The sequence below is a fragment of the Archangium sp. genome, assembly GCF_057119385.1.
The window spans coordinates 90,930-113,513 of sequence record NZ_DBNGVP010000154.1 but is presented as its reverse complement, the minus strand read 5'-3'; the positions used below and the strand labels follow the sequence as shown (position 1 = coordinate 113,513).

At 69.5% G+C, this 22,584-nt stretch carries 21 protein-coding genes; 16 read left to right on the top strand and 5 right to left on the bottom strand.

The features are described from left to right. The first annotated feature begins 71 nt into the window (after positions 1 to 71). From AC16DP_RS36760 to AC16DP_RS36750, 3 genes are read left to right on the top strand one after another with little or no spacing between them, the layout of a single operon-like run. Positions 72 to 815, top strand: a complete 744-nt coding sequence (locus AC16DP_RS36760) for an MlaE family ABC transporter permease (protein ID WP_329726195.1) — start codon at positions 72 to 74, stop codon at positions 813 to 815. 6 nt (positions 816 to 821) lie between these two features. After that, on the top strand, positions 822 to 1,544 hold the full coding sequence (locus AC16DP_RS36755) for an ATP-binding cassette domain-containing protein (RefSeq protein ID WP_329726196.1): 723 nt from the start codon (positions 822 to 824) through the stop codon (positions 1,542 to 1,544). Next, the gene (locus tag AC16DP_RS36750; protein ID WP_329726197.1) at positions 1,537 to 2,553 is read left to right on the top strand and encodes an MlaD family protein; all 1,017 of its coding nucleotides are present in this window, start codon (positions 1,537 to 1,539) and stop codon (positions 2,551 to 2,553) included. The genes AC16DP_RS36755 and AC16DP_RS36750 overlap by 8 nt, the downstream gene beginning before the upstream one ends. Before the next feature lie 218 nt (positions 2,554 to 2,771). On the opposite strand, the gene AC16DP_RS36745 is transcribed toward AC16DP_RS36750, so the two are convergent. Beyond that, positions 2,772 to 3,248 carry a hypothetical protein gene (locus tag AC16DP_RS36745; protein ID WP_329726198.1) on the bottom strand — a complete coding sequence of 159 codons (477 nt, stop codon included), beginning with the start codon at positions 3,246 to 3,248 and terminating at the stop codon, positions 2,772 to 2,774. Further along, entirely contained in the window at positions 3,245 to 5,101 is a 1,857-nt protein-coding gene (locus AC16DP_RS36740) for a glycoside hydrolase family 15 protein (RefSeq protein WP_329726199.1), read from the bottom strand. The genes AC16DP_RS36745 and AC16DP_RS36740 overlap by 4 nt, the downstream gene beginning before the upstream one ends. Positions 5,102 to 5,499: 398 nt before the next feature. Here AC16DP_RS36740 and AC16DP_RS36735 point away from each other — a divergent pair, with 398 nt between their 5' ends. Genes AC16DP_RS36735 through AC16DP_RS36685 form a run of 11 tightly spaced genes read left to right on the top strand, consistent with a single transcriptional unit; the run spans position 5,500 to position 17,125 of the window. After that, positions 5,500 to 6,147 carry a cytochrome c3 family protein gene (locus AC16DP_RS36735; protein WP_329726200.1) on the top strand — a complete coding sequence of 216 codons (648 nt, stop codon included), beginning with the start codon at positions 5,500 to 5,502 and terminating at the stop codon, positions 6,145 to 6,147. Continuing rightward, positions 6,135 to 9,173 (top strand): TAT-variant-translocated molybdopterin oxidoreductase, encoded by a 3,039-nt coding sequence (locus AC16DP_RS36730; RefSeq protein WP_329726201.1) that lies wholly within the window; start codon positions 6,135 to 6,137, stop codon positions 9,171 to 9,173. The genes AC16DP_RS36735 and AC16DP_RS36730 overlap by 13 nt, the downstream gene beginning before the upstream one ends. Next, positions 9,166 to 10,617 (top strand): NrfD/PsrC family molybdoenzyme membrane anchor subunit, encoded by a 1,452-nt coding sequence (nrfD, locus tag AC16DP_RS36725; protein WP_329726202.1) that lies wholly within the window; start codon positions 9,166 to 9,168, stop codon positions 10,615 to 10,617. Before AC16DP_RS36730 ends, nrfD begins: the two co-directional genes overlap by 8 nt. A gap of 3 nt (positions 10,618 to 10,620) precedes the next feature. Beyond that, positions 10,621 to 11,154, top strand: a complete 534-nt coding sequence (locus AC16DP_RS36720; RefSeq protein WP_329726203.1) for a DUF3341 domain-containing protein — start codon at positions 10,621 to 10,623, stop codon at positions 11,152 to 11,154. Next, positions 11,151 to 11,747 carry a c-type cytochrome gene (locus AC16DP_RS36715; protein WP_329726204.1) on the top strand — a complete coding sequence of 199 codons (597 nt, stop codon included), beginning with the start codon at positions 11,151 to 11,153 and terminating at the stop codon, positions 11,745 to 11,747. The genes AC16DP_RS36720 and AC16DP_RS36715 overlap by 4 nt, the downstream gene beginning before the upstream one ends. Continuing rightward, entirely contained in the window at positions 11,744 to 12,925 is a 1,182-nt protein-coding gene (locus AC16DP_RS36710; protein WP_329726205.1) for a hypothetical protein, read from the top strand. Before AC16DP_RS36715 ends, AC16DP_RS36710 begins: the two co-directional genes overlap by 4 nt. After that, complete coding sequence (locus AC16DP_RS36705; protein ID WP_329726206.1) at positions 12,922 to 13,323, top strand: hypothetical protein; 402 nt, start codon at positions 12,922 to 12,924, stop codon at positions 13,321 to 13,323. Before AC16DP_RS36710 ends, AC16DP_RS36705 begins: the two co-directional genes overlap by 4 nt. 50 nt (positions 13,324 to 13,373) lie before the next feature. Further along, positions 13,374 to 14,495 (top strand): cytochrome c oxidase subunit II, encoded by a 1,122-nt coding sequence (gene coxB, locus AC16DP_RS36700; protein ID WP_329726295.1) that lies wholly within the window; start codon positions 13,374 to 13,376, stop codon positions 14,493 to 14,495. Beyond that, positions 14,473 to 16,095, top strand: a complete 1,623-nt coding sequence (locus AC16DP_RS36695; RefSeq protein ID WP_329726207.1) for a cbb3-type cytochrome c oxidase subunit I — start codon at positions 14,473 to 14,475, stop codon at positions 16,093 to 16,095. Before coxB ends, AC16DP_RS36695 begins: the two co-directional genes overlap by 23 nt. Next, on the top strand, positions 16,085 to 16,723 hold the full coding sequence (locus tag AC16DP_RS36690; protein ID WP_329726208.1) for a cytochrome c oxidase subunit 3 family protein: 639 nt from the start codon (positions 16,085 to 16,087) through the stop codon (positions 16,721 to 16,723). The genes AC16DP_RS36695 and AC16DP_RS36690 overlap by 11 nt, the downstream gene beginning before the upstream one ends. A gap of 12 nt (positions 16,724 to 16,735) precedes the next feature. Then, positions 16,736 to 17,125: a cytochrome C oxidase subunit IV family protein gene (locus AC16DP_RS36685; RefSeq protein ID WP_329726209.1), complete on the top strand. Its 390-nt coding sequence runs from the start codon at positions 16,736 to 16,738 to the stop codon at positions 17,123 to 17,125. Positions 17,126 to 17,143: 18 nt separating this feature from the next. Here the strand turns inward: AC16DP_RS36685 and AC16DP_RS36680 are convergent, their stop codons facing one another. Genes AC16DP_RS36680 through AC16DP_RS36670 form a run of 3 tightly spaced genes read right to left on the bottom strand, consistent with a single transcriptional unit; the run spans position 17,144 to position 19,874 of the window. Next, positions 17,144 to 18,193, bottom strand: a complete 1,050-nt coding sequence (locus AC16DP_RS36680) for an SPFH domain-containing protein (RefSeq protein ID WP_329726210.1) — start codon at positions 18,191 to 18,193, stop codon at positions 17,144 to 17,146. Between the two features lie 5 nt (positions 18,194 to 18,198). Beyond that, complete coding sequence (locus tag AC16DP_RS36675; protein ID WP_329726211.1) at positions 18,199 to 19,254, bottom strand: SPFH domain-containing protein; 1,056 nt, start codon at positions 19,252 to 19,254, stop codon at positions 18,199 to 18,201. Continuing rightward, the gene (locus tag AC16DP_RS36670; RefSeq protein WP_329726212.1) at positions 19,251 to 19,874 is read right to left on the bottom strand and encodes a hypothetical protein; all 624 of its coding nucleotides are present in this window, start codon (positions 19,872 to 19,874) and stop codon (positions 19,251 to 19,253) included. Before AC16DP_RS36670 ends, AC16DP_RS36675 begins: the two co-directional genes overlap by 4 nt. Before the next feature lie 275 nt (positions 19,875 to 20,149). Between AC16DP_RS36670 and AC16DP_RS36665 the strand changes: the two genes are divergently transcribed. Together AC16DP_RS36665 and AC16DP_RS36660 are read left to right on the top strand one after the other, a co-directional pair. Then, positions 20,150 to 20,995: an MBL fold metallo-hydrolase gene (locus AC16DP_RS36665; RefSeq protein WP_329726213.1), complete on the top strand. Its 846-nt coding sequence runs from the start codon at positions 20,150 to 20,152 to the stop codon at positions 20,993 to 20,995. Between the two features lie 13 nt (positions 20,996 to 21,008). Continuing rightward, positions 21,009 to 22,580, top strand: a complete 1,572-nt coding sequence (locus AC16DP_RS36660; RefSeq protein ID WP_329726214.1) for a sigma-54-dependent Fis family transcriptional regulator — start codon at positions 21,009 to 21,011, stop codon at positions 22,578 to 22,580. Positions 22,581 to 22,584 lie beyond the last annotated feature (4 nt).

Here is a 22,584-nt window from a genome sequence, read left to right as displayed (position 1 = left end):
TTTTCACTTCAGCAGCCACTCCGCCCTATTCATTCCAGGGTTTGTGCCTGACTGGTAGCATCGGGGCCGTCATGAACCCCCTGGCCTTCATCGGAGCCCCGGCCTTGATGCTCGCGCGCACGGTGCGGGCGAGCGTGCGCCATGGCCTGTCCTGGCGCGAGTGCCTGCACCAGTTGCACGAGACGGGCTCGCGCAGCGCGTGGCTGGTGATGTCGGGGATGGCCTTCTTCGGGGCGGTGCTGGTGACGTTCGCGGACAGCCAGGCGCGCAAGGTGACGGGGAACCTGCCGGTGGTGGGTCCGCCCTACTTCGAACTGCTGGTGCGGGAGTTCGGCCCGGTGGTGTCGGCGCTGCTGGCGGCGGCGCGCGGCGGGGCGAGCCACAGCGCGGAGCTGTCCACCATGAGCGTCAACGAGCAGGTGGAGGCGCTGGAGATGTCGGCGGGAGACCCGTACGCGGACCTGGTGGCGCCGAGGGTGGTGGCGGGGCTGGTGGGGGTGCCGCTGCTGTGCATCGTGGGGACGATGGCGGCGACGCTGTCGGCGGTGGCCACGGCGAGCTGGGCCTTCGGGGTGGACGGGACGGCCTTCATGGACGCGCGGTTCGTGGATGGGTGGGACGTGCTTGCGGGGCTGACGAAGGGAGCGGGCTGCGGCCTCTACATTCCGCTGGCGGCGGCGGTGGCGGGCCTGTCCGCGCGCGGAGGCGCCGAGGCGGTGGGCGAGGCCACCACGCGCGGGGTGGTGGCGGCGTGCTTCGGCTGCCTGCTGATCGCCTTCGTGGTGGCGCTCGGCTTCCAGGCGCTGGGAGTGTGAGCGGGAATGCTGCGCTTCTCCGACGTGGAGGTGACGTTCGAGTCCGGCCGGCGGGTGCTGACGGGGCTGAGCGCGGAGCTGTCCACGCGGGAGCTGACCTTCGTGGCCGGCGCGAGCGGCGCGGGCAAGAGCGTACTGTGCCGGCTGGCGGTGGGGCTGCTGAAGCCAGAGTCGGGCCGGGTGGAGCTGCTCGGCGAGCGGGTGGACACGATGCCCGAGCGCGCCCTGCGGGCCCTGCGCCAGCGGGCGCCGTACCTGGTGCAGGGCCCGGCACTGTTGGACTGGCGGACGCTGCGGGAGAACGTGGCCCTGGCGGCTCCGGGCCTGTCACCGGAGGCGGTGCACGAGGCCCTGGCCCAGGTGGGGCTGGAAGCGGCGGCGGATCGGCTGCCCACCGAGCTGGGGCCCGGGGCGAAGAAGCGGGCGGCCATCGCCCGGGCGCTGGCGCTGCGGCCGGAGTACCTGCTGCTGGACGAGCCCACCACCGGGCTGGACCGGAGGGCGGCGGCGCAAGTGGAGGAGGTGCTCGCCTCGGTGAAGGCCCGGGGGCTGGGCGCGTTGGTGGTGTCCCATGACTACCGGCTGCTGCGGACGTTGGCGGACCGGGTGCTGGTGGTGGGTGGGGGGCGATGCGCCTTCCTGGGCACACCGGAGGCATTCCTGGCATCCTCGGAACCGGAGCTACGGGCCCTGACGGCGCCCTTCCTGGAGAGCGCATCGGATGGATGAGCGTCGCTTGGAGATGAAGGTGGGCGCGCTGGTGCTGGCGGCGCTGGTGGGCGTGCTCGGGCTGCTGTGGTTGATGGGCGAGCTGACGCTGGGCCGCGACACGGTGCTCTCGGTGGACTTCAGCCACACGGGCAACGTGGTGAAGGGCGCGCCGGTGAAGCTGGGCGGCGTGGTGGTGGGCCGGGTGGAGGAGATCCACCTGGAGCCGGACCGGAGGGACGCGCAGGGCCGGCCGCTGCCCGTGCGGATGGGGCTCTCGGTGAAGCCCGAGGCCATGGTGGCCCTGCGGGAGGACACGCGGGTGACGGTGGCCACGGTGGGGCCGCTGGGCGAGCCGTACCTGGAGCTCAACCCGGGCTCCGCGTCCTCCCCTCCCCTGCCCGCCTCTGGAGGCTCGCTGCGGGGCACGGACGCGCCGCGGTTGGATCTGGTGGCCCAGCAGCTCTCGGCCTTCCTGGATGTGGCGAGCGGCGCGCTCGCGGAGGATCCGGAGGGCATGCGCAACCTGGCCACCAACCTGTCCCGGCTGACGGGCACGTTGGCCGGCGTGCTGAGCGACAACCGGGGCGACCTGAAGAGCCTGACGGGCGATCTGACCGCGGCGGCGAAGGACCTGCGGATGCTGGCCAAGGTGACTCGGGAGGCCATGCAGCCCGGAGGCACCGGGGCCCGGCTGCTGGGCGACGCGGCGGAGACGGCGGCGCTGATGAAGCGCGAGCTGCCCGGCCTCTCCGGCTCGGCGGCGAAGACGCTCAACGGGCTGTCGATGGTGACGGGCGGGCTCGACGCGAAGGATGGCGAGCGGCTGAAGCTGGCGCTGGAGCGCTACACGGCCGCGGGCGAGAAGCTCGATCAGATGGCCGCGAAGGCGGACCGGCTGCTCGCGCGCATCGAGGCCGGCGAAGGCACGGTAGGTGCGTTGCAGAAGGACAAGCAGGTGTACGACGACCTGAAGACCCTGCTGTCGGACCTGCGCAAGCACCCGTGGAAGATGCTCTGGAAGGAGTGAGGGAGCCGAGCCTCTCCCGGCGCGATGGACGGGTTGACTACTCAACCACGAGAAGTCAGGGGCTCATGGAGATGCCCGAGCCCGGAGGCTGATCGCGCACGAGCCACGGGTTGACAGGTAGACGCGCCCCCGGGGGAACGAGTCCGCGGCCCGACACAGCTCCATCCCCTGGCCCAGGGTGCAATCCCCCACCCGGGCAGGACGGCGCACCTTGTCCCTCACATCCGCAAGAGGCCGCCGAGCATCACGCCAAAGGCCGCGTGCGACACCAGCGCCATCAAGGGTGTCCGCGTCCCGTAGTGCAACCCCAGGAAGCCTGGCGGCTCCAATTGCTTCACTTCCGTGGGGCCCTGGGACTCGCTCGCCATCCTCGGGTGTACGGCGGGCATGGCCGGCAGCACCACCAGCAGCACGAAGCCCGCGTGCAGCACCCCCATCAGCCCCCCCAGCCACCAGCTCGCCCGCCCCCAGGCGGCGAAGGCCACCACGTACACCCCGGAGAACAACAGTCCGAGCAACAGGTGCAGCCCCAGCCCATACACCTTCGCCCTGTCCCGGTCCGCCGTCACCATCGAGCCCAGCAGGTAGGGCAGGTTCATCCGCGTCAGCCTCAGTTGCTGGCTCCCCGCCAGCAGCCCCGTCAGCACCAGGGTGCTCACGAAGCCCCACACCCCCCAGCGCAACAGCCAGCTCATGCCCGCGCCTCCTCGCCGGTTTCCTCCCGCCCCGGGCGCCACACCGGCTCGCGCCAGGGCCTCGCCTCCTCCAGCTCCAGCGCCGCCGAGATGAGGCCCACGTGCGTGAAGGCCTGGGGGAAGTTGCCCCGGGCCTCCCCCGTCTCCGGGTCCAGCTCCTCCGCGTACAGCCCCACGTCGTTGGCGTGGTGCAGCAGCCGCGCGAAGGACTCCTCCGCCTCCGCGAAGTCCCCTCCCCCCTTCGCCAGGAAACCCACCCGCCAGAAGGCGCAGATGCCGAACGCGCCCTCGCCCTCGTGGATGTCGTCCTCATTGCGGAACAGCAGCCCGTCCCCCACCCCGAGCCGCTCCTGGATGCACCGGTACGTGCTCCGCATCCGCTCCGAGCGCGCGTCCTCGAAGCCGTACCAGGACAGCAGCAGCAGGTCCGCGTCCACCTCGTCGCCGTCCAGCTTGCGCACATAGCTGTGCAGCCGCTGGTTCCATCCCCGCGTCCGGATCTCCTCGCGCAGCTGCTCGCGCGCCTCCCGGAAGCGCTCCACCGGCACCCGCACGCCCCGGAATACCCCGCGCCCGTGCAGCTCCAGCAGCCGCTCCAGCGCCATCCAGCACGACACCTTGGAGAAGGTGTGCTCGCCGCGGCCCGAGCGCGGCTCCCAGATGCCCTCGTCCGGCCGCTCCCAGACCTTCGTCACGTATTCGCCGAAGCGCCGGAGCATCTTCAGCGCGTCCCGATCCAGGTGCCCGCCGCGACGCGCCAGCTGCGCCACCGCGTCGATGGCCTCTCCATAGGCGTCCAGTTGGAGCTGCGTGGCCGCCGCGTTGCCCACCCGCACCGGACGGGAGCCCTCGTAGCCACGCAGGTGTGGCAGCTCGCGCTCGCCCGCGCGCACCCGTCCGTAGACGTCGTAGAAGACGTGCATCCGCGGCTGCGTCAGCCACGTGGCGCGCAGCAACCAGGACACGAAGGCCTCCGCCTCCTCCTCGTAGCCGAGCCCGTAGAAGGCCCGCGCGGTGAAGGCCGCGTCCCGCACCCAGCAGAAGCGGTAGTCCCAGTTGTCCTTCCCGCCCGGCACCTCCGGCAGGGACGTGGTGGGCGCCGCCACCACGCCTCCCGAGGGCCCGAACGTCAGCAGCTTCAACGCCAGCGCGCTGCGCACCACCGCCTCCCGGTACGGCCCCGTGTACGTGCACTTCGCCGCCCAGTGGCGCCACGCCTTCACCGTACGTGTCACGTGCTCCCAGGTGAAGCGCCCCACCGGCGGCAGCACCGCCGGCCCATCGTCCGTCGCCGTGAGCGAGAAGTGCACCCGCTGCCCCGCCCGGAGCGGCAGCCGCCCGGACAGCCCTCCCTCCGGTCCCGGCCGCAGCGGCACGTCCGTGCGCAGCGTGTACAGCCACCCGCCCTGCTCCAGCCTCCAGCCCAGCTTCCCCCCATCCTTCACCCGGGCCTTCGCCCTCCCGTAGTCCGGCCTCGGATCATAGAGGACCTCCAGCGTCACCTCTCCCCGCTCGCAGGACACGCAACGCACCAACTCGCGCTCGGGACGAGGCCAGGGCGGGCGCTCCTCGTGGATGGGCATCAGGTCCGTCACCACCAGCACGCCCGTGTCCGTCTCGAAGCGCGTCTCGAGCACGTTGGTGTCCGGCAGGTAGCGCCGCGTCGCTCGCGAGGGCCCCACCGGGTGCAGGCGCCAGGTGCCGCCCGCCTCCGGATCCAGCAGCGCCGCGAACAATGAGGCGCTGTCGAAGCGTGGCCAGCACAGCCAGTCGATGGCGCCCGCGCGCGAGACGAGCGCGGCGCCATGACCGTCCCCGATGATGGCGTAGTCGTGAATGCGCGCGCGCCGCAAGGCGGGCCTCCCTTCCCGGAGGGTGGTCACTCCGCCGGGAGCGTCAGCCGGAGGAGAGCGCCGGGCGCCCGTCCTCCTGGCCGCTGAAGCGGTGCGCGGGCGGGACCTCTCCCCAGCCCATGCACCTCTCCTGTCGGAAAGGTGGCACCGGGGCGCATGGGTTCAACCCGGGGAGCGAGCCCACGCTCGGATGAGCACGGCAGCGAATGCCAGGTACGATGGTAGGTAGACAACCAGGTTCGGGGTCGAACCCGCGTGCGATTCCAGACATCGTGTGAACAGTCGCGGTTCACTATTGGAACGACGTGAAACGCACGCTTGGTGAGCTTGTCTGCCATTCGTAGGGTCGAAGGCCCTCGGAGACGCTCGTTGATGGGAGCGAAGGTCCGAGGCGCTCTATGGCCTGGGTCTTCAAACGACGCGCGAATACGGTGTCCCGAGTCGTCGCCGCGGCCTTGCTGGCCACGCCGGGGCTCGTGCTCTTCCTGCTGTGGCTCTACGCGCGCAGCCCGCTGGCGCAGAACATGCGCCAGCCCATCGCCCAACCGGTGCAGTTCGACCACCGCCACCACGCGGGCGACGAGGCCATCGACTGCCGCTACTGCCACAGCTCCGTCGAGGTGTCCTCCAGCGCCGGCTACCCCTCGGTGTCCACCTGCCTCAACTGCCACTCGCAGATATGGACGCAGAGCCCGCTGCTCGAGCCGGTGCGCCAGTACTACTTCGCGGACCGGCCGATTCCCTGGAACCGCGTCCATGATCTGCCGGACTTCGTCTACTTCAACCACTCCATCCACGTGAACAAGGGCGTGGGCTGCGTCACCTGCCACGGGCGGGTGGACCTCATGCCGGAGATCACCCAGGCGCATCCGCTCTCCATGGGCTGGTGCCTGGAGTGCCACCGCAATCCCACGCCCAACCTGCGTCCGCTCGACACCATCACCTCCATGCGTTGGCAACCGAGGCCCGGAGATCCACCGGCCGAGGAGCTGGCGCGCCGCTACGACGTCCACCCCCGAACGAACTGCACGACATGCCACCGCTGACCGATCGCCATCCGCTGCCGGTGCTCCAGGACTCGTCTCGGACAGGCCCCTCCGGGCCGGGAAGGGACGAGGAACGCCCACGCACGTGGCGCAGCCTGGAGGAGCTCCACGGCTCGCCCGAGCTGGCCCGCGCCGCCGAGCGCGAGTTCCCCCCCGGCGCCACCGAGCCTCCCCAGGGATTGGACCGGCGCCGCTTCCTCCAGCTCGCGGGCACCACGGCGGCGCTGGCGGGGCTGGCCGCGTGCAAGCAGCCGGCGGAGAAGGTGATGCCGTACACGCGCCAGCCACCGGACGTCATTCCCGGCGTGCCCAACGCCTATGCCACGGCCTGGGAGCACGAGGGCTACGCGGCGGGCCTGGTGGTGACGAGCTGGGAGGGCCGGCCCACGAAGGTGGAGGGCAACCCGGACCACCCGGCGAGCCTCGGGGCCACCAACCACCTGGCCCAGGCGCTGCTGGTGGACCTCTACGACACCCGGCGGCTGAAGGCGGTGAAGCAGCGGGGCGCGTTGCGCTCCTTCCCGGCGTACCTCGAGGAGCAGGCGGAGCACGCGCGCGGGCTGGAGGCCAGGGGGGGCGAGGGGCTGTGGTTCCTCCTGGAGCCCTCCTCTTCCCCGACGCGGCGCGAGCTGCTCGAGCGCATCCGCCAGCGCTTCCCGAGGGCGCGCGTGGAGACGTACTCGGCCACCGCGAGGGACAACGTGTACGAGGGCGCGCGGCTCGCCTTCGGCCGGCCGCTGGAGACGCGCGTGCGCTACGACGAGGCGCGCGTGGTGCTGTCGCTGGACGCGGACTTCCTCACCCGGGGCCCCTTCGCCCTGCGCCAGGCGCGGGAGTTCTCCCGCACGCGGCTGCCGGAGCCCGGGCCGATGAGCCGGCTGTACGTGGCGGAGAGCCACCACGGCGTCACGGGGATGAACGCGGACCACCACCTGCGGATGAAGCCCTCGGAGGTGGAGCGCTTCGCCCTGGCGGTGCTGGGCGAGCTGGCGCGCACCCACAATCTCGCCGGGCTCGCGCGCTTCCAGGAGCGGGAGCTCTCCTGGCCGGAGAAGGCGAAGGAGGTGCGCGCGGTGGCGGCGGACCTGGCGCGCAACGGAGATCGCTCGGTGGTGGTGGCGGGAGAGCGGCAGCCGCCCCGGGTGCACGCCGTGGCGCACCTGCTCAACGCGGCGCTCGGCAGCCACAAGCGCCTCATCACGCTGCACGAGCCCGGGGTGGACGCGGTGCGCAGCGGGCCCGAGGTGCTGCGCGAGCTCTCCGAGGCGGCGCTCGCGGGCCGGGTGGACACGCTGGTGGTGACGGCGTTCGACCCCGTCTACACGGCGCCCGTGGGGGTGACGCTGGGCGCGGCGGTGAGCGCGGTGCCCAACTCCATCTACCTGGCGTTCCGCGAGGACGACACGGCGAAGCAGAGCGCGTGGGTGCTCCCGGCGGCGCACGTGCTCGAGTCCTGGGGCGACGCGCGCGCCCTGGACGGCACGGTGAGCATCATCCAGCCGCTCATCCAACCGCTCTACGCGGGGGTGACGGAGCTGGACGTGCTCTCCCCCTTCGCGGGCGTGGCGGAGCAGCCGGCGTACCAGTTGGTGAAGGGCCACTGGGCGAGGCAGTGGGGCGGAGCGGGCCTGGCCTTCGAGGACGCGTGGGAGCAGTGGCTCGCGGTGGGCACCGTCCCGGACACCGCGGCGCCCGCCGTGGCGGCCACGGTGGACGCGGGCGCGGTGGACGCGAGCCTCCAGGCCTACTCGCCCAGGGCCTCCCAGGGCTTCGAGCTCAACCTGGTGCCCGGCTACAAGGTGCACGACGGGCGCTACTTCCACAACGCCTGGCTGCAGGAGATGCCGGAGCCGCTGACGATGCTCGCGTGGGGCAACGCGGCGTTCCTCAGCCCGAAGACGGCCGAGCGCCTGAAGGTGTCGCCCCGGGACAAGGTGAAGCTCACGCTGCGCGACCGGTGGCTGGAGGCCCCGGTGTACGTGCTGCCCGGGCACGCGGACGACACGGTGACGGTGGAGCTCGGCTGGGGGCGCGAGTGGCTCGACGACAGCATCGAGAAGCTCGGCACGCTGGGCGTCAATGCGTACCTGCTGCGGCACGTGGACGCGCCGTGGTTCACCGACGGCCTGAAGGTGGAGAAGGTGGAGGGGCGCGGGGAGTACGCGACGTCGCAGGACCACTGGTCCATGCACGGCCGCGAGGTGGCCATCCAGGACAAGCTGGAGGAGTTCGAGAAGAAGAAGTCGCACTACCTGCACCACCTCAAGGGGGACGTGGAGAAGCTGTACGACCCCTTCAAGTACGAGGAGGGCTACCAGTGGGCCATGGGCATCGACCTGAGCCGGTGCATCGGCTGCGGAGCGTGCGTGGTGGCCTGCCAGGCGGAGAACAACATCCCCGTGGTGGGGCGCACCATGGTGGAGAAGGGCCGGGAGATGCACTGGCTGCGGGTGGACCGCTACTTCGAGGGCTCCCCGGACGAGCCGCACGCCATTCCGCAGCCGATGATGTGCCAGCACTGCGAGGCGGCGCCGTGCGAGTACGTGTGCCCGGTGAACGCCACCGTCCACTCGGACGAGGGCCTCAACGAGATGGTCTACAACCGCTGCGTCGGCACGCGGTACTGCTCCAACAACTGCCCCTACAAGGTCCGGCGCTTCAACTACCTCGACTACAACCCGCGGGTGAGCGAGCTGGAGAAGCTGCGCATGAACCCGGACGTCACCGTGCGCATGCGCGGGGTGATGGAGAAGTGCACGTACTGCGTGCAGCGCATCGAGCGGGCCCGCATCGAGTCACGCAAGGCGCGCGAGCCCATCGACACCGAGGCGCTCCAGAGCGCGTGCGCGCAGGTGTGCCCCACGGAGGCCATCGTCTTCGGCTCGCTGCACGCGGAGGGCTCCGAGGTGGTCCGGCGCCACAAGGACCCGCGCCACTACGCGGTGCTGCACGAATTGGGGACGCGCCCGCGCACCGCCTACCTCTCGCGCATCAAGAACCCCAACCCGGAGCTCGAGCATGGCTGAGGGACAGGCTGCCGGGGAACAGGCGGCGGAGACCCCCACGAAGGACCCGCTCGAGCCCATTCCCCTCATCGAGGGAAGGCAGAGCCCGGAGAGCCTCACGGCCTCGCTGCTGCAACCCATCCAGCGCAAGCCGGGCCGGGTGTGGTGGTCGCTGTTCTTCCTGACGCTGGGGGGGACGGCGCTCTTCTTCACGGCCATCACGGTGACGTTCGTCCGGGGCGTGGGGGCCTGGGGCAACAACATCCCGGTGGCGTGGGCCTACGGCATCATCGACTTCGTGTGGTGGATCGGGTTCGGCCACGCGGGCACGCTGATCTCCGCCATCCTCGTGCTCTTCCAGCAGAAGTGGCGCGCGTCGGTGAACCGCTTCGCCGAGGCGATGACGCTCTTCGCGGTGATGCAGGCGGGCCTCTTCCCGCTGCTGCACCTGGGGCGGCCCTGGGTCGCCTACTGGCTGGTGCCCTACCCGAGCACCATGCGGGTGTGGCCCAACTTCCGCAGCTCGCTGCCGTGGGACATGGTGGCCATCACCACGTACTTCACCGTGTCGCTGCTGTTCTGGTACCTGGGCCTCATCCCGGACCTGGCCGCGGCGCGGGACAGGGCCACCACGCGCCGGAGGCAGTTCTGGTACGGGCTGGCCTCGTTGGGGTGGACGGGCTCGGCGAGGCACTGGCACCACTGGAAGACGGGCTACCTGCTGCTCGCGGGGCTGGCCACGCCGCTGGTGCTCAGCGTGCACACCATCGTCAGCTTCGACTTCGCCATCGCCCAGTTGCCCGGGTGGCACAGCACCATCTTCCCGCCCTACTTCGTGGCGGGCGCCATCTTCTCGGGCCTGGCGCTGGTGCTCACGCTGCTCATCCCCACGCGCAAGCCCCTGGGCCTGGACCATGTCATCACCGACAAGCACCTGGACATCATCTGCAAGCTGCTGATGGCCACGGGGATGATGGTCGGCTACGGCTACCTGCAGGAGCACTTCTTCGCCTGGTACAGCGGCGACGAGTACGAGATGGCCGCCTACGCGTACAAGCGCACGGGCGGCTGGGCGTGGCTCTTCTGGTATCAACTCTTCTCCAACGTGCTGGTGCCGCAGCTCTTCTGGTTCGCGAAGCTGCGCACCAACGTGGTGGTGGTGTGGCTCGCCGCGGTGGCGGTGGACATCGGCATGTGGGTGGAGCGCTTCACCATCATCGTGCCGCCGCTCTCCCATGACTTCCTGCCCAAGAGCTGGGAGTGGTACTCGCCCACGTGGGTGGACTGGAGCCTGCTGGGCGGCTCCATGTGCTTCTTCGGCTGGCTCTTCCTGCTCTTCCTCAAGTTCGTCCCGCCAGTGTCCATCAGCGAGGTGAAGGAGCTGCACCACGAGCTGAAGGAAGCCCTGGAGCACCAGGAGCAGGTGCGGCGCACCGAGAGCCTCCTGCCGGAGAAGGGGGCCTGAGCCATGCGCTACTGGGTGGTGGGAGAGTTCGGCTCGGGCGACGAGGTGAAGCAGGCGGTGAAGCGCCTGCGCGAGCTGGGCTACGCGACGGACGCGATGGATGTCTTCTCGCCCTACCCCGTGGAGGGCATCGACGAGGCGCTGGAGCTCAGACCCTCGCCCATCCGGGGCCTGGCCTTCGTGGCGGGGCTCACCGGGGCCATGTTCGCGTACGCTGTGCAGTGGTTCTGCAACGCGTATGACTGGCCGCTCAACGTGGGCAACCGCCCGCCGCACGCGGGCCCGGCCTTCGTGCCCATCACCTTCGAGACGATGGTGCTGTTCGCCTCGCTCACCATCTTCTTCGGGCTGATGTGGCTCTACCGCTTCCCGAGGCCGCACCACCCCCTCTTCGAGCTGGAGTCCTTCCGTACCGCGTCCACCGGTGGCTTCTGGGTGAGCGTCACCACGCAGAAGCAGGCCGAGACGGAGCCCGCGCTGCGCCACCTGCGCGAGCTGAAGGCGAGGACCACCTCGGTGGTCGAGGAGGAGGCATGAGGCGCATGTTCCTCCTGCTGCCCCTGGTGCTGGGGCTGGCCGGCTGCGAGGTGGATTGGCAGGGCTGGGCGGGCATGAAGCGGCAGCCCAAGGCGCTGCCCTACCGGGAGAATGAGTTCTTCGCGGACGATCGGGTGATGCGCCAGCCGCCGCCCGGGACGGTGCCGCGCAACAGGCGGGGCAAGGAGCACCTCTTCCTCACGGGGAAGGACGGGCCGGACGGCGGGTACGTGGACGTCATTCCGCTCACGCTCACCCTCGAGGTCCTCCAGAGCGGGCGGCACTCCTTCGACATCTACTGCGCCGCGTGCCACGGCCTCCTCGGGGACGGGGCGAGCCAGGTGGCGCGCAACATGGGGCTGCGCACGCCGCCCTCGCTGTTGGATCTACCCCCGTACCCGAATGGCCACTACTACGAGGTCATCAGCGAAGGGTACGGGCTGATGCCCGCCTACGCGGAGAAGCTGTCGCCCGAGCAGCGCTGGGCGGTGGTGGCCTACGTGCGGGCGCTGCAGGCCAGTCAGCGGGCGAGGCTCGAGGAGGTACCGCCCGAGGCCCGGCCGCTGCTGCAACCGAAGGAGGGCACGCCATGAAGCTCATGGAGCGCTTCACGGGAGGGCGCACGCCCATGCTCGTCTCCGCCGCGGTGGGCGCGGTGGGGCTGGGGGTGACGGGCGTGGGCTTCGTGGTGGACACGAAGCGCGCGCTCTTCTCGTACCTGTTCGCCTTCGCGTACTGGGCGGGCATGGCGGTGGCGTCGTTGCTGCTGCTGGGCATCTGGCACGCCTCGAAGGCGCGCTGGCCGGTGGTGCTGCGCCGCATGCTGGAGACGATGGCGGCCTCGCTGCCGCTCTTCGCCCTCCTCTTCCTTCCCATCCTCGCCGGGGCCGGTCAGCTCTACCTGTGGATGGATCCGCATCCGCCGCTCGCCGGGAAGGAGTTGGAGAAGCTCGAGCACAAGCGGCCCTTCCTCAACCTGCCCTTCTGGGGGGTGCGCTCGGCCCTCTACTTCGCGGTGTGGATTCCGGTGAGCGAGCTGCTGCTGCGCTGGTCCCGCCGGCAGGACGAGTCGAGAGACCTGAAGCTCACGAAGTGGCTGTGGGCGTTGGGCGCGGGCACGCTGCCGGTGGTGGCGCTGGCCATGTCGTTCGCGTCGCTGGACTGGCTCATGTCGCTGGAGCCGCTCTTCGTCTCCACGGTGTATGCGTTGTACTGGTTCTCCGGGGCCTTCGTGGGAGCGCTGGCGATGCTCACGCTGGCGACGGCGCTGGCGCGCGGGCCCAACCTCCATGGCGAGTTCGTCAATGACTCGCACCGCGCGAGCCTGGGCAAGTTCCTGCTCGCCTTCAGCGTCTTCTGGGCCTACATGGCCTACAGCCAGTTCTTCCTCATCTGGATCGCGGACCTGCCGCACGAGGTGCCCTGGTACATCCTGCGCGCGGAGGGGCCGTGGCAGCCGGTGGCCCTCTTCATCGCCAACGCGCGCTTCCTCTTCCCCTTCATCGTGCTGCTCTCGAGGCCCTTCAAGCAGCACCGCCGGACGCTGGCGGCGATGGCGGTGTGGCTGCTGCTGGCGCACGGGGTGGACACGTGGTGGCTGGTGGTGCCGGTGGTGAGCCCGGACGCGGTGCGGGTGCACTGGGCGGACGTGTCGGCGTTCCTCGGCGTGGGCGGCGCGGCGGTGGCCTTCACCCTGTGGCGGATGCGCGGGCACGCCACCGTGCCGGTGGGCGACCCGTACCTTCACGAGTCCCTGGGGTACAGCGAATGAGCGGCGACGACGAGTCCAAGGTGGAGTGGGAGACGCCCCCGCGCGACAAGGATCCGGTGAGCGGCCGCTTCATCAGCGCCGTCATCGCCGGTGCCCTCATCGTCTTCACCTTCTTCGTGCTGGGCACCTGGGCGCAACTCCAGGAGCGGGAGAAGCACCTCGACCCCGCGGGCCCCACCACCCCCCAGGTGCTGGGCAAGGCGGAGATCAACATCGTCAACACGGGCCTCTTCCAGCTCGACACCCGTGCGTACGAGGAGAAGAACCAGCAGCTCCAGCGGCTCCAGGAGTACGGCTGGATGGACCGGGACGCGGGCGTGGTGCACATCCCCATCGAGCGGGCCATGGAGCGCATCGTGAGCGGACAGCCGCAGCGGCGCGATGGAGGCGGGCCATGACTCCGGGCGGCCAGGCCCTCGCGGGCACGACCCAGACCGAGCCGGGGGCCGTGAACGAGTTCTTCCGGAAGATCCTCTTCCTGCCCGAGCAGGCGTCCACCATCGCGAAGGACGTGGACCACCTGCACTACGTCATCATCTCCACGGCGATGGTGGCGGCCACCCTCATCTTCGCAATCGCCGCGTACTTCCTCATCCGCTACCGGAGGCGCTCGGAGACGGACGTCACGCCGAAGGTGCAGACGACGCTCGGGTGGGAGGTGCTCTTCGTGGGCCTTCCGCTCACCGTCTTCCTGGTGTGGTTCTTCATTGGCTATCACGACTTCATCCGCATGCAGACGCCCCCGCCGGAGGCCATGGACGTCTACGTGGTGGGCAAGCAGTGGATGTGGAAGTTCACCTATCCCGAGGGCCCCAACTCCATCGGTGTCCTCCGGGTGCCGGTGGGCAGACCGGTGCGGCTGTTGCTCACCAGCCGGGACGTCATCCACTCCTTCTACGTGCCCTCGTTCCGCATCAAGCAGGACGCGATTCCCGGCGCCTATACCCAGACCTGGTTCCAGGTGGTGAAGCCGGGCACGTACCGCGTCATGTGCGCGGAGTACTGCGGGTTGAAGCACTCGGAGATGTGGGCCGAGGTCGTGGCGCTCTCGGAGCCGGACTACGAGGCCTGGATGAGGGAGCAGCGCCAGGGCCTGGTGACGCGCCGGGACGCCACGCCCAGCGCCGCCGAGCGCGAGGAGCCCCACACTCCGGCACGCCAGGCCGCGCGCTACGACGCGCAGCGGCCGCACGGCGAGCTGATGTACGCCGAGCGCGGCACGCTGGCCGAGCGGGGCCAGCGGGTGGCGGCGGAGAAGGGCTGCTTCAAGTGCCATACGGTGGATGGGACGGCGCACATCGGGCCCACCTGGGTGGACCTGTACATGCGCCACGAGCGGCTGACGAATGGCCAGACGGTGGTGGCGGACGAGGCGTACCTCACCGAGTCGATGATGAAGCCGCTGGTCAAGGTGGTGGCGGGTTTCGAGCCGGTGATGCCGTCGTTCCAGGGGCAGCTGGAGGCGGCCGAGGTGGCGGCGCTGCTCGAGTACATCAAGACGCTGCGCAGCACGCGGCTTCCCAACGTCGAGTCCAAGGGGCCTGTCTATGAACCCGTCGGCGGAAAGTAGTCAGCCGGCCATCACCTATCTCAACCACGAGACGACGGTGAAGTCGTGGTTGCTCACGCACGATCACAAGCGCATCGGCGTGATGTTCCTGGTGGGTGTCATCCTCTCGCTGCTGCTCGGTGGCGTGTTCGCCATGGCGCTGCGGCTCGAGCTGCTCACCCCCGGGCCCACCATCATGAGCCCGCTGACGTACAACCGCATGTTCACCCTGCACGGGGTGACCATGGTGTGGCTGTTCATGATTCCGGCCATTCCGTCCGCCTTCGGCAACTTCGTGGTCCCCATCATGCTGGGGGCCAAGGACGTGGCCTTCCCGAGGCTCAACCTCGCCTCGTTCTACATCTACCTGACGGGCTCGCTGCTCACGGTGTCCGGCATGCTGTGGAGCGGCGCGGACACGGGCTGGACGTTCTACACGCCCTACAGCACCGTCTCCCCCACCGCGCTCACGCCGGTTCTCCTCGGCGTCTTCATCATCGGCTTCTCCACCATCATCACCGGGGTCAACTTCATCACCACCACGCATACCCTGCGGGCACCGGGCATGCACTGGACGCGAATTCCGCTCTTCGTGTGGACCATCTACGGCACGTCCGTCATCCAGGTGGTGGCCACGCCGGTGCTCGGCATGGTGCTGCTGCTGGTATTCATCGAGCGCGTGGTGGGCGCGGGCATCTTCGATCCCTCGCGCGGCGGAGACCCGGTGCTCTTCCAGCACATGTTCTGGTTCTACTCGCACCCCGCCGTCTACATCATGGTGCTCCCGGCCATGGGCGTCATCAGCGAGGTGGTGTGCGCCTTCAGCCGCAAGAACATCTTCGGCTACAAGATGATCGCCGCGAGCACGTTTGGCATTGCCTTCGTGGGCTTCTTCTCGTGGGGCCACCACATGTTCGTGTCGGGCCAGTCCACGTTCACCTCGGGGATCTTCGGCGTGCTGAGCATGCTCGTGGCCATCTTCACGGCCATCAAGATCTTCAACTGGGTGGCCACCCTGTATGGGGGCTCCATCGATCTGCGCGTGCCGCTGCTCTACGTGCTCGGCTTCATCTTCCTGCTGATGTTCGGCGGGATGACGGGCGTGGCGGTGGCCACCACCTCGTTGGACGTCCACTGGCACGACACGTACTTCGTGGTGGCGCACTTCCACTACATCATGGTGGGCGCGGTGCTGATGGCCTTCCTCGCGGCGCTGCACTACTGGTGGCCGAAGATGTCCGGCCGGCTCTACCCCGAGCGCTGGAGCTTCCTCGCCGCCGTCACCATCATCTTCGGGTTCATCGTGACGTTCCTGCCGCAGTTCCTCCTGGGCAACATGGGGATGCCGCGGCGCTACTACGAGTACCCCCAGGAGATGCAATGGCTGCACGTGGCGAGCACGGCGGGCGCGTCCCTGCTCGCGTTCGGCTTCGTGCTGATCGCCATCTACCTGCTCTGGTCGCTGCGCTATGGCCCGGTGAGCCCGCCCAACCCGTGGGGCTCGCGCGGGTACGAGTGGTTCAGCGGCTCCCCCCCCGCGCCGCACAACTTCACCCAGGCTCCGCGGTTCGAGCGCGAGGTCCACGACTACACCGTGCCGGAGGCGCCCCGTGTCTACTGAATCGTCCCCCTGGGAAGATCACTTCAGCGGCCCGGAGAACCAGAGCCATGCGGCGCAGCTCGGGATGTGGATCTTCCTGGGCTCGGAGGTGCTGCTCTTCACGAACCTGTTCGTGGGCTACGCGGTGTACCGGTACTACTACCCGGACGTCTTCGCCGAGGCGAGCAAGCACCTGAAGACGGACCAGGCCATGGTGCAGACGCTGCTGCTGGTGACGAGCAGCCTCTTCGTGGCGCTCGCGGTGCATTTCATCCGGCGGGGCCGCCAATTCCTGACGGCGGCGGTGCTGGGGGCGGCCATCGTCCTGGGTGTGGCCTTCCTCGCCATCAAGGGCTGGGAGTACTACGAGCACTACAAGGAAGGGCTGCTGCCGGGCGAGTTCTTCCACAACGAGGAACTGACGAAGCAGGGGGCGAACCTCTTCTTCACGCTCTATTTCCTGCTCACGGGACTGCACGCCATCCACATGATGGTGGCGCTCGGACTGCTGACGTGGCTGGTGTGGGGAGCGATGGCGGGAACGTACACGGCCGAGTACCACATCCCCGTGGAGGTGGGCGGACTGTACTGGCACCTCGTGGATGTCTTCTGGCTGTTCATCTTCCCACTGCTGTACCTGGTGGAGTGACGGGGGCGCAGCATGGCGCAGGAGAAGAGGAAGAAGTCCGCGTGGGAGTACGTGGGGGTGTGGGCCGTCCTGTCGGTGCTGACGGTGACGACGTGGGTGCTGGGGAGCAAGGTGCAGCTGGGGCCGTACTCGCTGCCGGTGGCGATGCTCATCTCCGTGGTGAAGACGGTGCTGGTGGCGATGTTCTTCATGCACCTCGTCGAGCAGCCCGGGGCGCGGCGGGTGGTGTTTCCCGTATCGGTGGTGTTCCTCGCGCTGCTCATGGGCGTGGCGCTCATCGACGCGATGACGCGCGTGCGCATGGCGAGGCCGGACGGCATCCAGGACGAGCTGGAGCCGATGCGGCCCGCTTCGACGCGGACGGCCCCGCCGGGCTCACCGACCCGCTGGATGGGGAATTGAGCCCCCGGCCGCCTCCGGTTACTGCCCGTTGCTCGACGTCTGCGCGTTCTTCGCCGCCGAGTACTGGGTGAGGATCTGGTTCATGTCCATGGTCTGCAGCGTGGCCCCGCTGCGTCCGCTGGGCATGAAGATGATCTGCTTGCCCATCAGCGCCTCGGCGATGCGCATCTTCACCATCGTCCGGCCGCCCGCGCCCGCCATCGCCTCGTTCTCCTTGGCGATACCCTTCGACTTCGCCTCGGCCTCCTTGAGGATCGCCGTCGCCTCGTTCGTGGCCCGCACCAGCTCCGCGTCCGCCGCCAGCTTCGTCTGCTCCAGCTCACCGTGCGCCTGGGCGATCTTCTGCGACACCGTGCCCTTGGCCGACTCCAGGTTGCGCTTGGCCTCCTCCGCCGCCGCCTGCGCCTCCGAGCGCAGTTTCTCCGCCGTCTGCTCGGCCAGCTTCTTCTCGCGGATCACCTTCTCGTACTCGGGGTTGAAGCGGTGCTCCTGGAGGATCACCTGCTCCACGATGACGCCCTCGGGAAGGAGCGCCTCCTCCAGCAGCTTGCGCGCGTGCTCCGCCGCCGCGAAGCGCTTGTCCGCCGTGTAGAAGTCCTCCGAGCGCAGCACGTTCAACGCGTCGCGCACCAGCGCCCGCGTCGCCGGCCGCACCAGCCGGTTCTCCACGTCCTGCGTCGTGCGCCCCACCTTCTGCATCAGGTGCGGCGCCTTCGCGGGATCGATCCGCCAGGCCACCGTCACGTCCACCGCGATGTCGTTGCCGTCCACCGTCTTGAACTCGATGTCGTCCGTGCGGCCCTTCTCCCCCTCGACCTTCGCGCTCATCCGCAGGTTCTGCAGCTTCGTCTCGAAGGTGTCCCAGTCCGTGGAGAACGGCGGGAAGAAGAAGTAGGTGGCGCCCGGCGCGTACGTCTCCGGCTGCACGCCCCGCGAGCCCATCAGCGTGAACTTCCGCGTGAGCACGCCCACCTCGTTGGCCTCCGTCGAGTGGCACGCGCACCCCTGCACCACCGGCAGCGCCAGCAGCACGAACAACCCCAGCATCCTCAAGTCCATGCGCTTCATCGCTCTCACATCCCCTTCACGTCGAAGCGCCGGAGCGCCGCGTTGAGATCCAACGGGTTCACCCCCGCCTCCCCGTCCGTGGGCACGATGATCACCTGCGTGCCTCCCAGCACGTCCGCCATCTTCAGGCCCACCATGTTCTCGCTGCCCGCCCCGCGCAGCGCCGCGTTCTCCAATTCAATCCCCTTCGCCTTGGCCAGCTTCACCACCAGATCGCCCTCGGCCGCCTTGGTGCGCCGGTACAGCTCCGCCTCCGAGCGCAGCTTGGCCACCTCCGCGTCTCCGCGCGACAGCTCCACCTGCACCTTGGCCTGGCCCTCGGCGATGATCTTGTTCTTCTCCGCCTCGGCCTGCGCCGCCGCCGCCTCCGCCATGTTCTTGAAGACCGACTGATCCTGGATCTTCCGCTGTTCGATCGCCTGCTGGTAGCGCGAGTCGTACCGGTACTGCCGCAGCAGCACGTGCGTCACCCGGATGCCCTTGGGCTCCAGCTCCGAGACGAGCAGCTTCTGCGCCTGCGCCACCGCCTTGTCGCGCCGGTCTCCCTTGTAGAAGTCATCCGCGTCCATCTCGCCCAGCGTCCGGCGCAGCACCTGCTCGGCGCGCGGAATCACCGCCGAGTCCTCGTACAGCCGCCCCGGTCCGATCTGCGTCATCACCTTGTACGGATTCTCGATGCGGTAGAGCACCGTGACGTCCGCGGACACCGTGTAGCCCTCGGACGTCTGGATCCGGATGGCCCGCACCACGCGATGATCCGCGCCCTCGCCCACCTCGGCGGGGTTGTCCGCCATCTCCAGCAGCTGCAGGTCCGTGGGGAAGCGGTGCATGCGCTCGGCCCCCGGCGTCACCCAGTGCAGGCCCGGCCCGTACACCGTGTCCCGGATGCCCTTCTCCCCACCCAGGATCACCTGCTTCACCCCGCTCTCGTACGGCCGGATGTAGACGGTGCACACGTTGTACGCGAACAGGCCTCCGAACAGCAGCACGCCCAACGGCCAGAACATCCGCGTCCGGGACTGCTTCAGGGCCGCGAGAATCCGCTCTCCCGCCTTGCTCATACCTTCTCCTTCGAATTCGAGGACGCTCCACCGCTCCGCTCCGGAGACTCCGGCTCGGAGAGTCGCTCGAGCTCCGGCGGGACGGACTCGTCCAGGGGCCGGTACGCCTCGAGCTGTTGCTGTTCCACACCCATGTCCCGCACCAGCGTGGCGAGCTGCCGCCGGTAGCGGCGCTCGAAGTAGGACTCCTGCATGTCCGGCAGGAAGGGCCCGAAGGCGATGAGCGCCATGGGCAGCGGCTCCATCCAGTCCGGCACCGCCGTCAGGGCGATCACCACCGCCGCGGCGATGCCCGCCCCCGTGTAGGCCACGCGCGAGAGCAGATCCCCCCCGCGCCACAGCCCGTATTTGCGCCGCTGCAGCGCGTGGTGCTCGCGCGCCAGCTGGAAGTAGCGCGGCACCGCCACCGTGAAGACGCTGCGCTCCAGACGCGCCCAGTAGCCCGGATCCACCGCCACCTCGGAGAAGCGCCGGGCCACGTCGGCCAGCGCCAGCCGCGCCTCGGCCCGCAGCTGCGCCTCCACCTCTCCGTCCCACTCACCAAACCCGGGCCGGCGCCGCTCCAGCCACGTCAGCACGTGCTCGGTGACCTGGGGCAGCCGGAAGTGATCGGGATACACGCGGGAGTTCCCCCTCATGCCGCGCAAGGGGCGGCCCGCCGAGTCTTCCATGTAGGTCCATTCCCCCACAATGCCCGACCGCCCCACGCACTCCCGGGCGATCCGGATCGGACCGTGCGCTCCATCCAGGTGCGCCGGAATGGAGCAGCCGATCTGCCCTACCGCCCTGGATTCCCAGCAATTCCGGCCATTTGAGGTTGGCAACGTCCTTGCTCTGAGAGGGCAGCGTGAGGGCGGCCGGAACGGGCCGCCCCAGCCGTCGAGGAGGAGCGACCATGGAAGTGCGATTCTACGGAGTGAGGGGGAGCATCGCGGTGTCGGGGGCGCACGCCGCGAAGATCGGGGGCAACACCTCGTGCCTGGAGGTGGTGAGCCAGGGGCACCGGCTCATCCTGGACGCGGGCACGGGCATCCGGGCGCTCGGCGAGGCGATGATGCGCGAGGGCGATCCGCGCAAGGCCACGCTCTTCTTCTCGCACCTGCATTGGGATCACGTGCAGGGCTTCCCCTTCTTCACGCCGGGCTACCTGCCCACCACGGAGCTGACGCTGTACGGCCCGGGGACGGATGGGGCGCAGGCGCTCGAGTCGGTGCTGGCCAGGCAGATGGAGCCGCCCCACTTCCCGGTGCCGCTGTCCACCATGCGCTCGCGGATGACGTTCGGCTCGGCGCTGCATGGGCGCACGGTGGAGGTGGGGCCCTTCCGGGTGACGCCCTTCGACGCGCCGCATCCCCAGGGGTGCCTGGCCTACCGCGTGGAGGCGGACGGCCACAGCTTCGTCTACGCCACGGACATGGAGATCTCCCTGTCCACGTTGGATCCGCGGGTGGCGAAGTGGATGGAGGGCGCGGACGCGCTGTGCCTGGACGCCCAGTACACCCCGGACGAGTACAACGGGAAGAAGGGCATTCCGAAGAAGGGCTGGGGGCACTCCACCATGGTGGACGCGGCGCAGGTGGCCGCGGCGGTGAACGCGCAGCGGCTGTTCCTGTTCCACCATGATCCGGCCCACAACGACGAGCAGGTGGAGAACATGGCCGAGGAGGCGCGCAACCACTTCTCCGCCACCGAGCCGGCGCGCGAGGGCAAGCGCATCGTGCTCGGGGCCGCCTGCGGATGATCCGGAGGGGCGCATGGGCCCGCACTGCGATAGTGTCCCCCTGGACTTCGAGCTACCCCCCCTGCCCGTCATGGCCTCTTCCCCGGACATCAGCCAGGTTCTGCTCCCGATCGGCGGGCTCGTCGGGCGCGAGATCGATCTCGATGCGTTCCTCCAGACGTTGATGGATCGCATCGCGGTGACGATGCAGGCGGACCGGGGAACGCTGTGGCTCCTGGATCCGGCGCGCGGTGAGTTGTTCTCGCGGGCCGCGCACCTGCCCGAGGTGTCGCAGATCCGCGTGAAGGTGGGCCAGGGCGTGGCCGGCTACGTGGCCGAGCACGGCGAGCCCGTGAACATGCCGGACGCCCGGGGCGAGACGCGCTTCTTCGCGGACATCGACCGGCTGACGGGCTACCGCACCACGACGATCCTCGCGGTGCCCCTGCGTGACTCGGCGGGCAACATCTACGGCGTGCTCCAGGTGCTCAACCGGCGCGGCGGCGGGCGCTTCACGGACGATGACGTGGAGCGGCTCATGGCCATCGCGGTGCAGGTGAGCCACGCGCTGCAGAGCACGAGCCTGTACCAGGAGCTCCAGCGGGCGAAGGATCAGCCGCAGGCGCCGGTGGGCTACTTCTTCAACCGGATCATCGGCGAGTCCGAGCCGCTCAAGGTCATCTACCGGCTCATCCAGAAGGCGGCGCCCACGGACGCCACGGTGCTGCTGCGGGGCGAGAGCGGGTGCGGCAAGGAGCTGTTCGCCCGGGCGGTGCACGTCAACGGGCCGAGGCGGGACAAGCCCTTCGTGAAGGTGGACTGCGCGGCGCTGCCGGCGTCGCTGATCGAGAACGAGCTGTTCGGCCACGAGAAGGGAGCCTTCACGGGGGCGGACCACCGGGTGCCGGGCAAGTTCGAGGCGGCGGATGGCGGCACGGTGTTCATCGACGAGATCGGCGAGCTGCCGCTGCCGGTACAGGGCAAGCTGCTGCGGGTGCTGCAGGACCGGGAGTTCGAGCGGGTGGGCGGCACGCAGACGATCAAGGTGGACGTGCGGATCGTCGCGGCGACGAACCGCGATCTGGTGAAGATGGTGGCGGAGGGGAAGTTCCGGGAGGACCTGTACTACCGCATCAAGGTGGTGGAGCTGGTGCTGCCGCCGCTGCGCGAGCGCGGTGGGGAGGACATCGAGCGGCTGGCGCGGCACTTCATCGCGGCGTCGGCGAAGCGGCACCGGCTGCCGTTGCCGAGGCTGAGCGGGGTGGCGCTGGAGCGGCTCAAGCGCTACCGGTGGCCGGGCAACGTGCGCGAGCTGGAGAACTGCATCGAGAGCGCGGTGGTGCTGTGCGAGGGGGAGATCCTCGAGGAGCACCTGCCCCTGCCCAAGGTGGTGAGCGCCGCGCCGGCTCCGGTGGAGTCCGGTGAGCCGGTGGCGGAGGGCGGCACCGGGGAATTGCTGCCGCTGTCCGAGGTGGAGAAGCGGCACATCCTGCGGGTGCTGGACTCGGTGAAGGGCAACCGGACGGCGGCCTCGAAGGTGCTGCAGATCGGCCGCAACACGCTGGGCCGGAAGCTCAAGGAGTACGGCATCGCGGACGAGGGGTAGCCCC

What these genes read in the sequence shown, in the direction of transcription:
- AC16DP_RS36760 (WP_329726195.1), top strand. Translation starts at nt 72, where the DNA reads ATGAACCCCCTGGCCTTCATCGGAGCCCCGGCCTTGATGCTCGCGCGC.
- AC16DP_RS36755 (WP_329726196.1), top strand. Translation starts at nt 822, where the DNA reads ATGCTGCGCTTCTCCGACGTGGAGGTGACGTTCGAGTCCGGCCGGCGG.
- AC16DP_RS36750 (WP_329726197.1), top strand. Translation starts at nt 1,537, where the DNA reads ATGGATGAGCGTCGCTTGGAGATGAAGGTGGGCGCGCTGGTGCTGGCG.
- AC16DP_RS36745 (WP_329726198.1), bottom strand. Translation starts at nt 3,248, where the DNA reads ATGAGCTGGCTGTTGCGCTGGGGGGTGTGGGGCTTCGTGAGCACCCTG.
- AC16DP_RS36735 (WP_329726200.1), top strand. Translation starts at nt 5,500, where the DNA reads ATGGCCTGGGTCTTCAAACGACGCGCGAATACGGTGTCCCGAGTCGTC.
- AC16DP_RS36730 (WP_329726201.1), top strand. Translation starts at nt 6,135, where the DNA reads ATGCCACCGCTGACCGATCGCCATCCGCTGCCGGTGCTCCAGGACTCG.
- nrfD (WP_329726202.1), top strand. Translation starts at nt 9,166, where the DNA reads ATGGCTGAGGGACAGGCTGCCGGGGAACAGGCGGCGGAGACCCCCACG.
- AC16DP_RS36720 (WP_329726203.1), top strand. Translation starts at nt 10,621, where the DNA reads ATGCGCTACTGGGTGGTGGGAGAGTTCGGCTCGGGCGACGAGGTGAAG.
- AC16DP_RS36715 (WP_329726204.1), top strand. Translation starts at nt 11,151, where the DNA reads ATGAGGCGCATGTTCCTCCTGCTGCCCCTGGTGCTGGGGCTGGCCGGC.
- AC16DP_RS36710 (WP_329726205.1), top strand. Translation starts at nt 11,744, where the DNA reads ATGAAGCTCATGGAGCGCTTCACGGGAGGGCGCACGCCCATGCTCGTC.
- AC16DP_RS36705 (WP_329726206.1), top strand. Translation starts at nt 12,922, where the DNA reads ATGAGCGGCGACGACGAGTCCAAGGTGGAGTGGGAGACGCCCCCGCGC.
- AC16DP_RS36695 (WP_329726207.1), top strand. Translation starts at nt 14,473, where the DNA reads ATGAACCCGTCGGCGGAAAGTAGTCAGCCGGCCATCACCTATCTCAAC.
- AC16DP_RS36685 (WP_329726209.1), top strand. Translation starts at nt 16,736, where the DNA reads ATGGCGCAGGAGAAGAGGAAGAAGTCCGCGTGGGAGTACGTGGGGGTG.
- AC16DP_RS36680 (WP_329726210.1), bottom strand. Translation starts at nt 18,193, where the DNA reads ATGAAGCGCATGGACTTGAGGATGCTGGGGTTGTTCGTGCTGCTGGCG.
- AC16DP_RS36675 (WP_329726211.1), bottom strand. Translation starts at nt 19,254, where the DNA reads ATGAGCAAGGCGGGAGAGCGGATTCTCGCGGCCCTGAAGCAGTCCCGG.
- AC16DP_RS36665 (WP_329726213.1), top strand. Translation starts at nt 20,150, where the DNA reads ATGGAAGTGCGATTCTACGGAGTGAGGGGGAGCATCGCGGTGTCGGGG.
- AC16DP_RS36660 (WP_329726214.1), top strand. Translation starts at nt 21,009, where the DNA reads ATGGGCCCGCACTGCGATAGTGTCCCCCTGGACTTCGAGCTACCCCCC.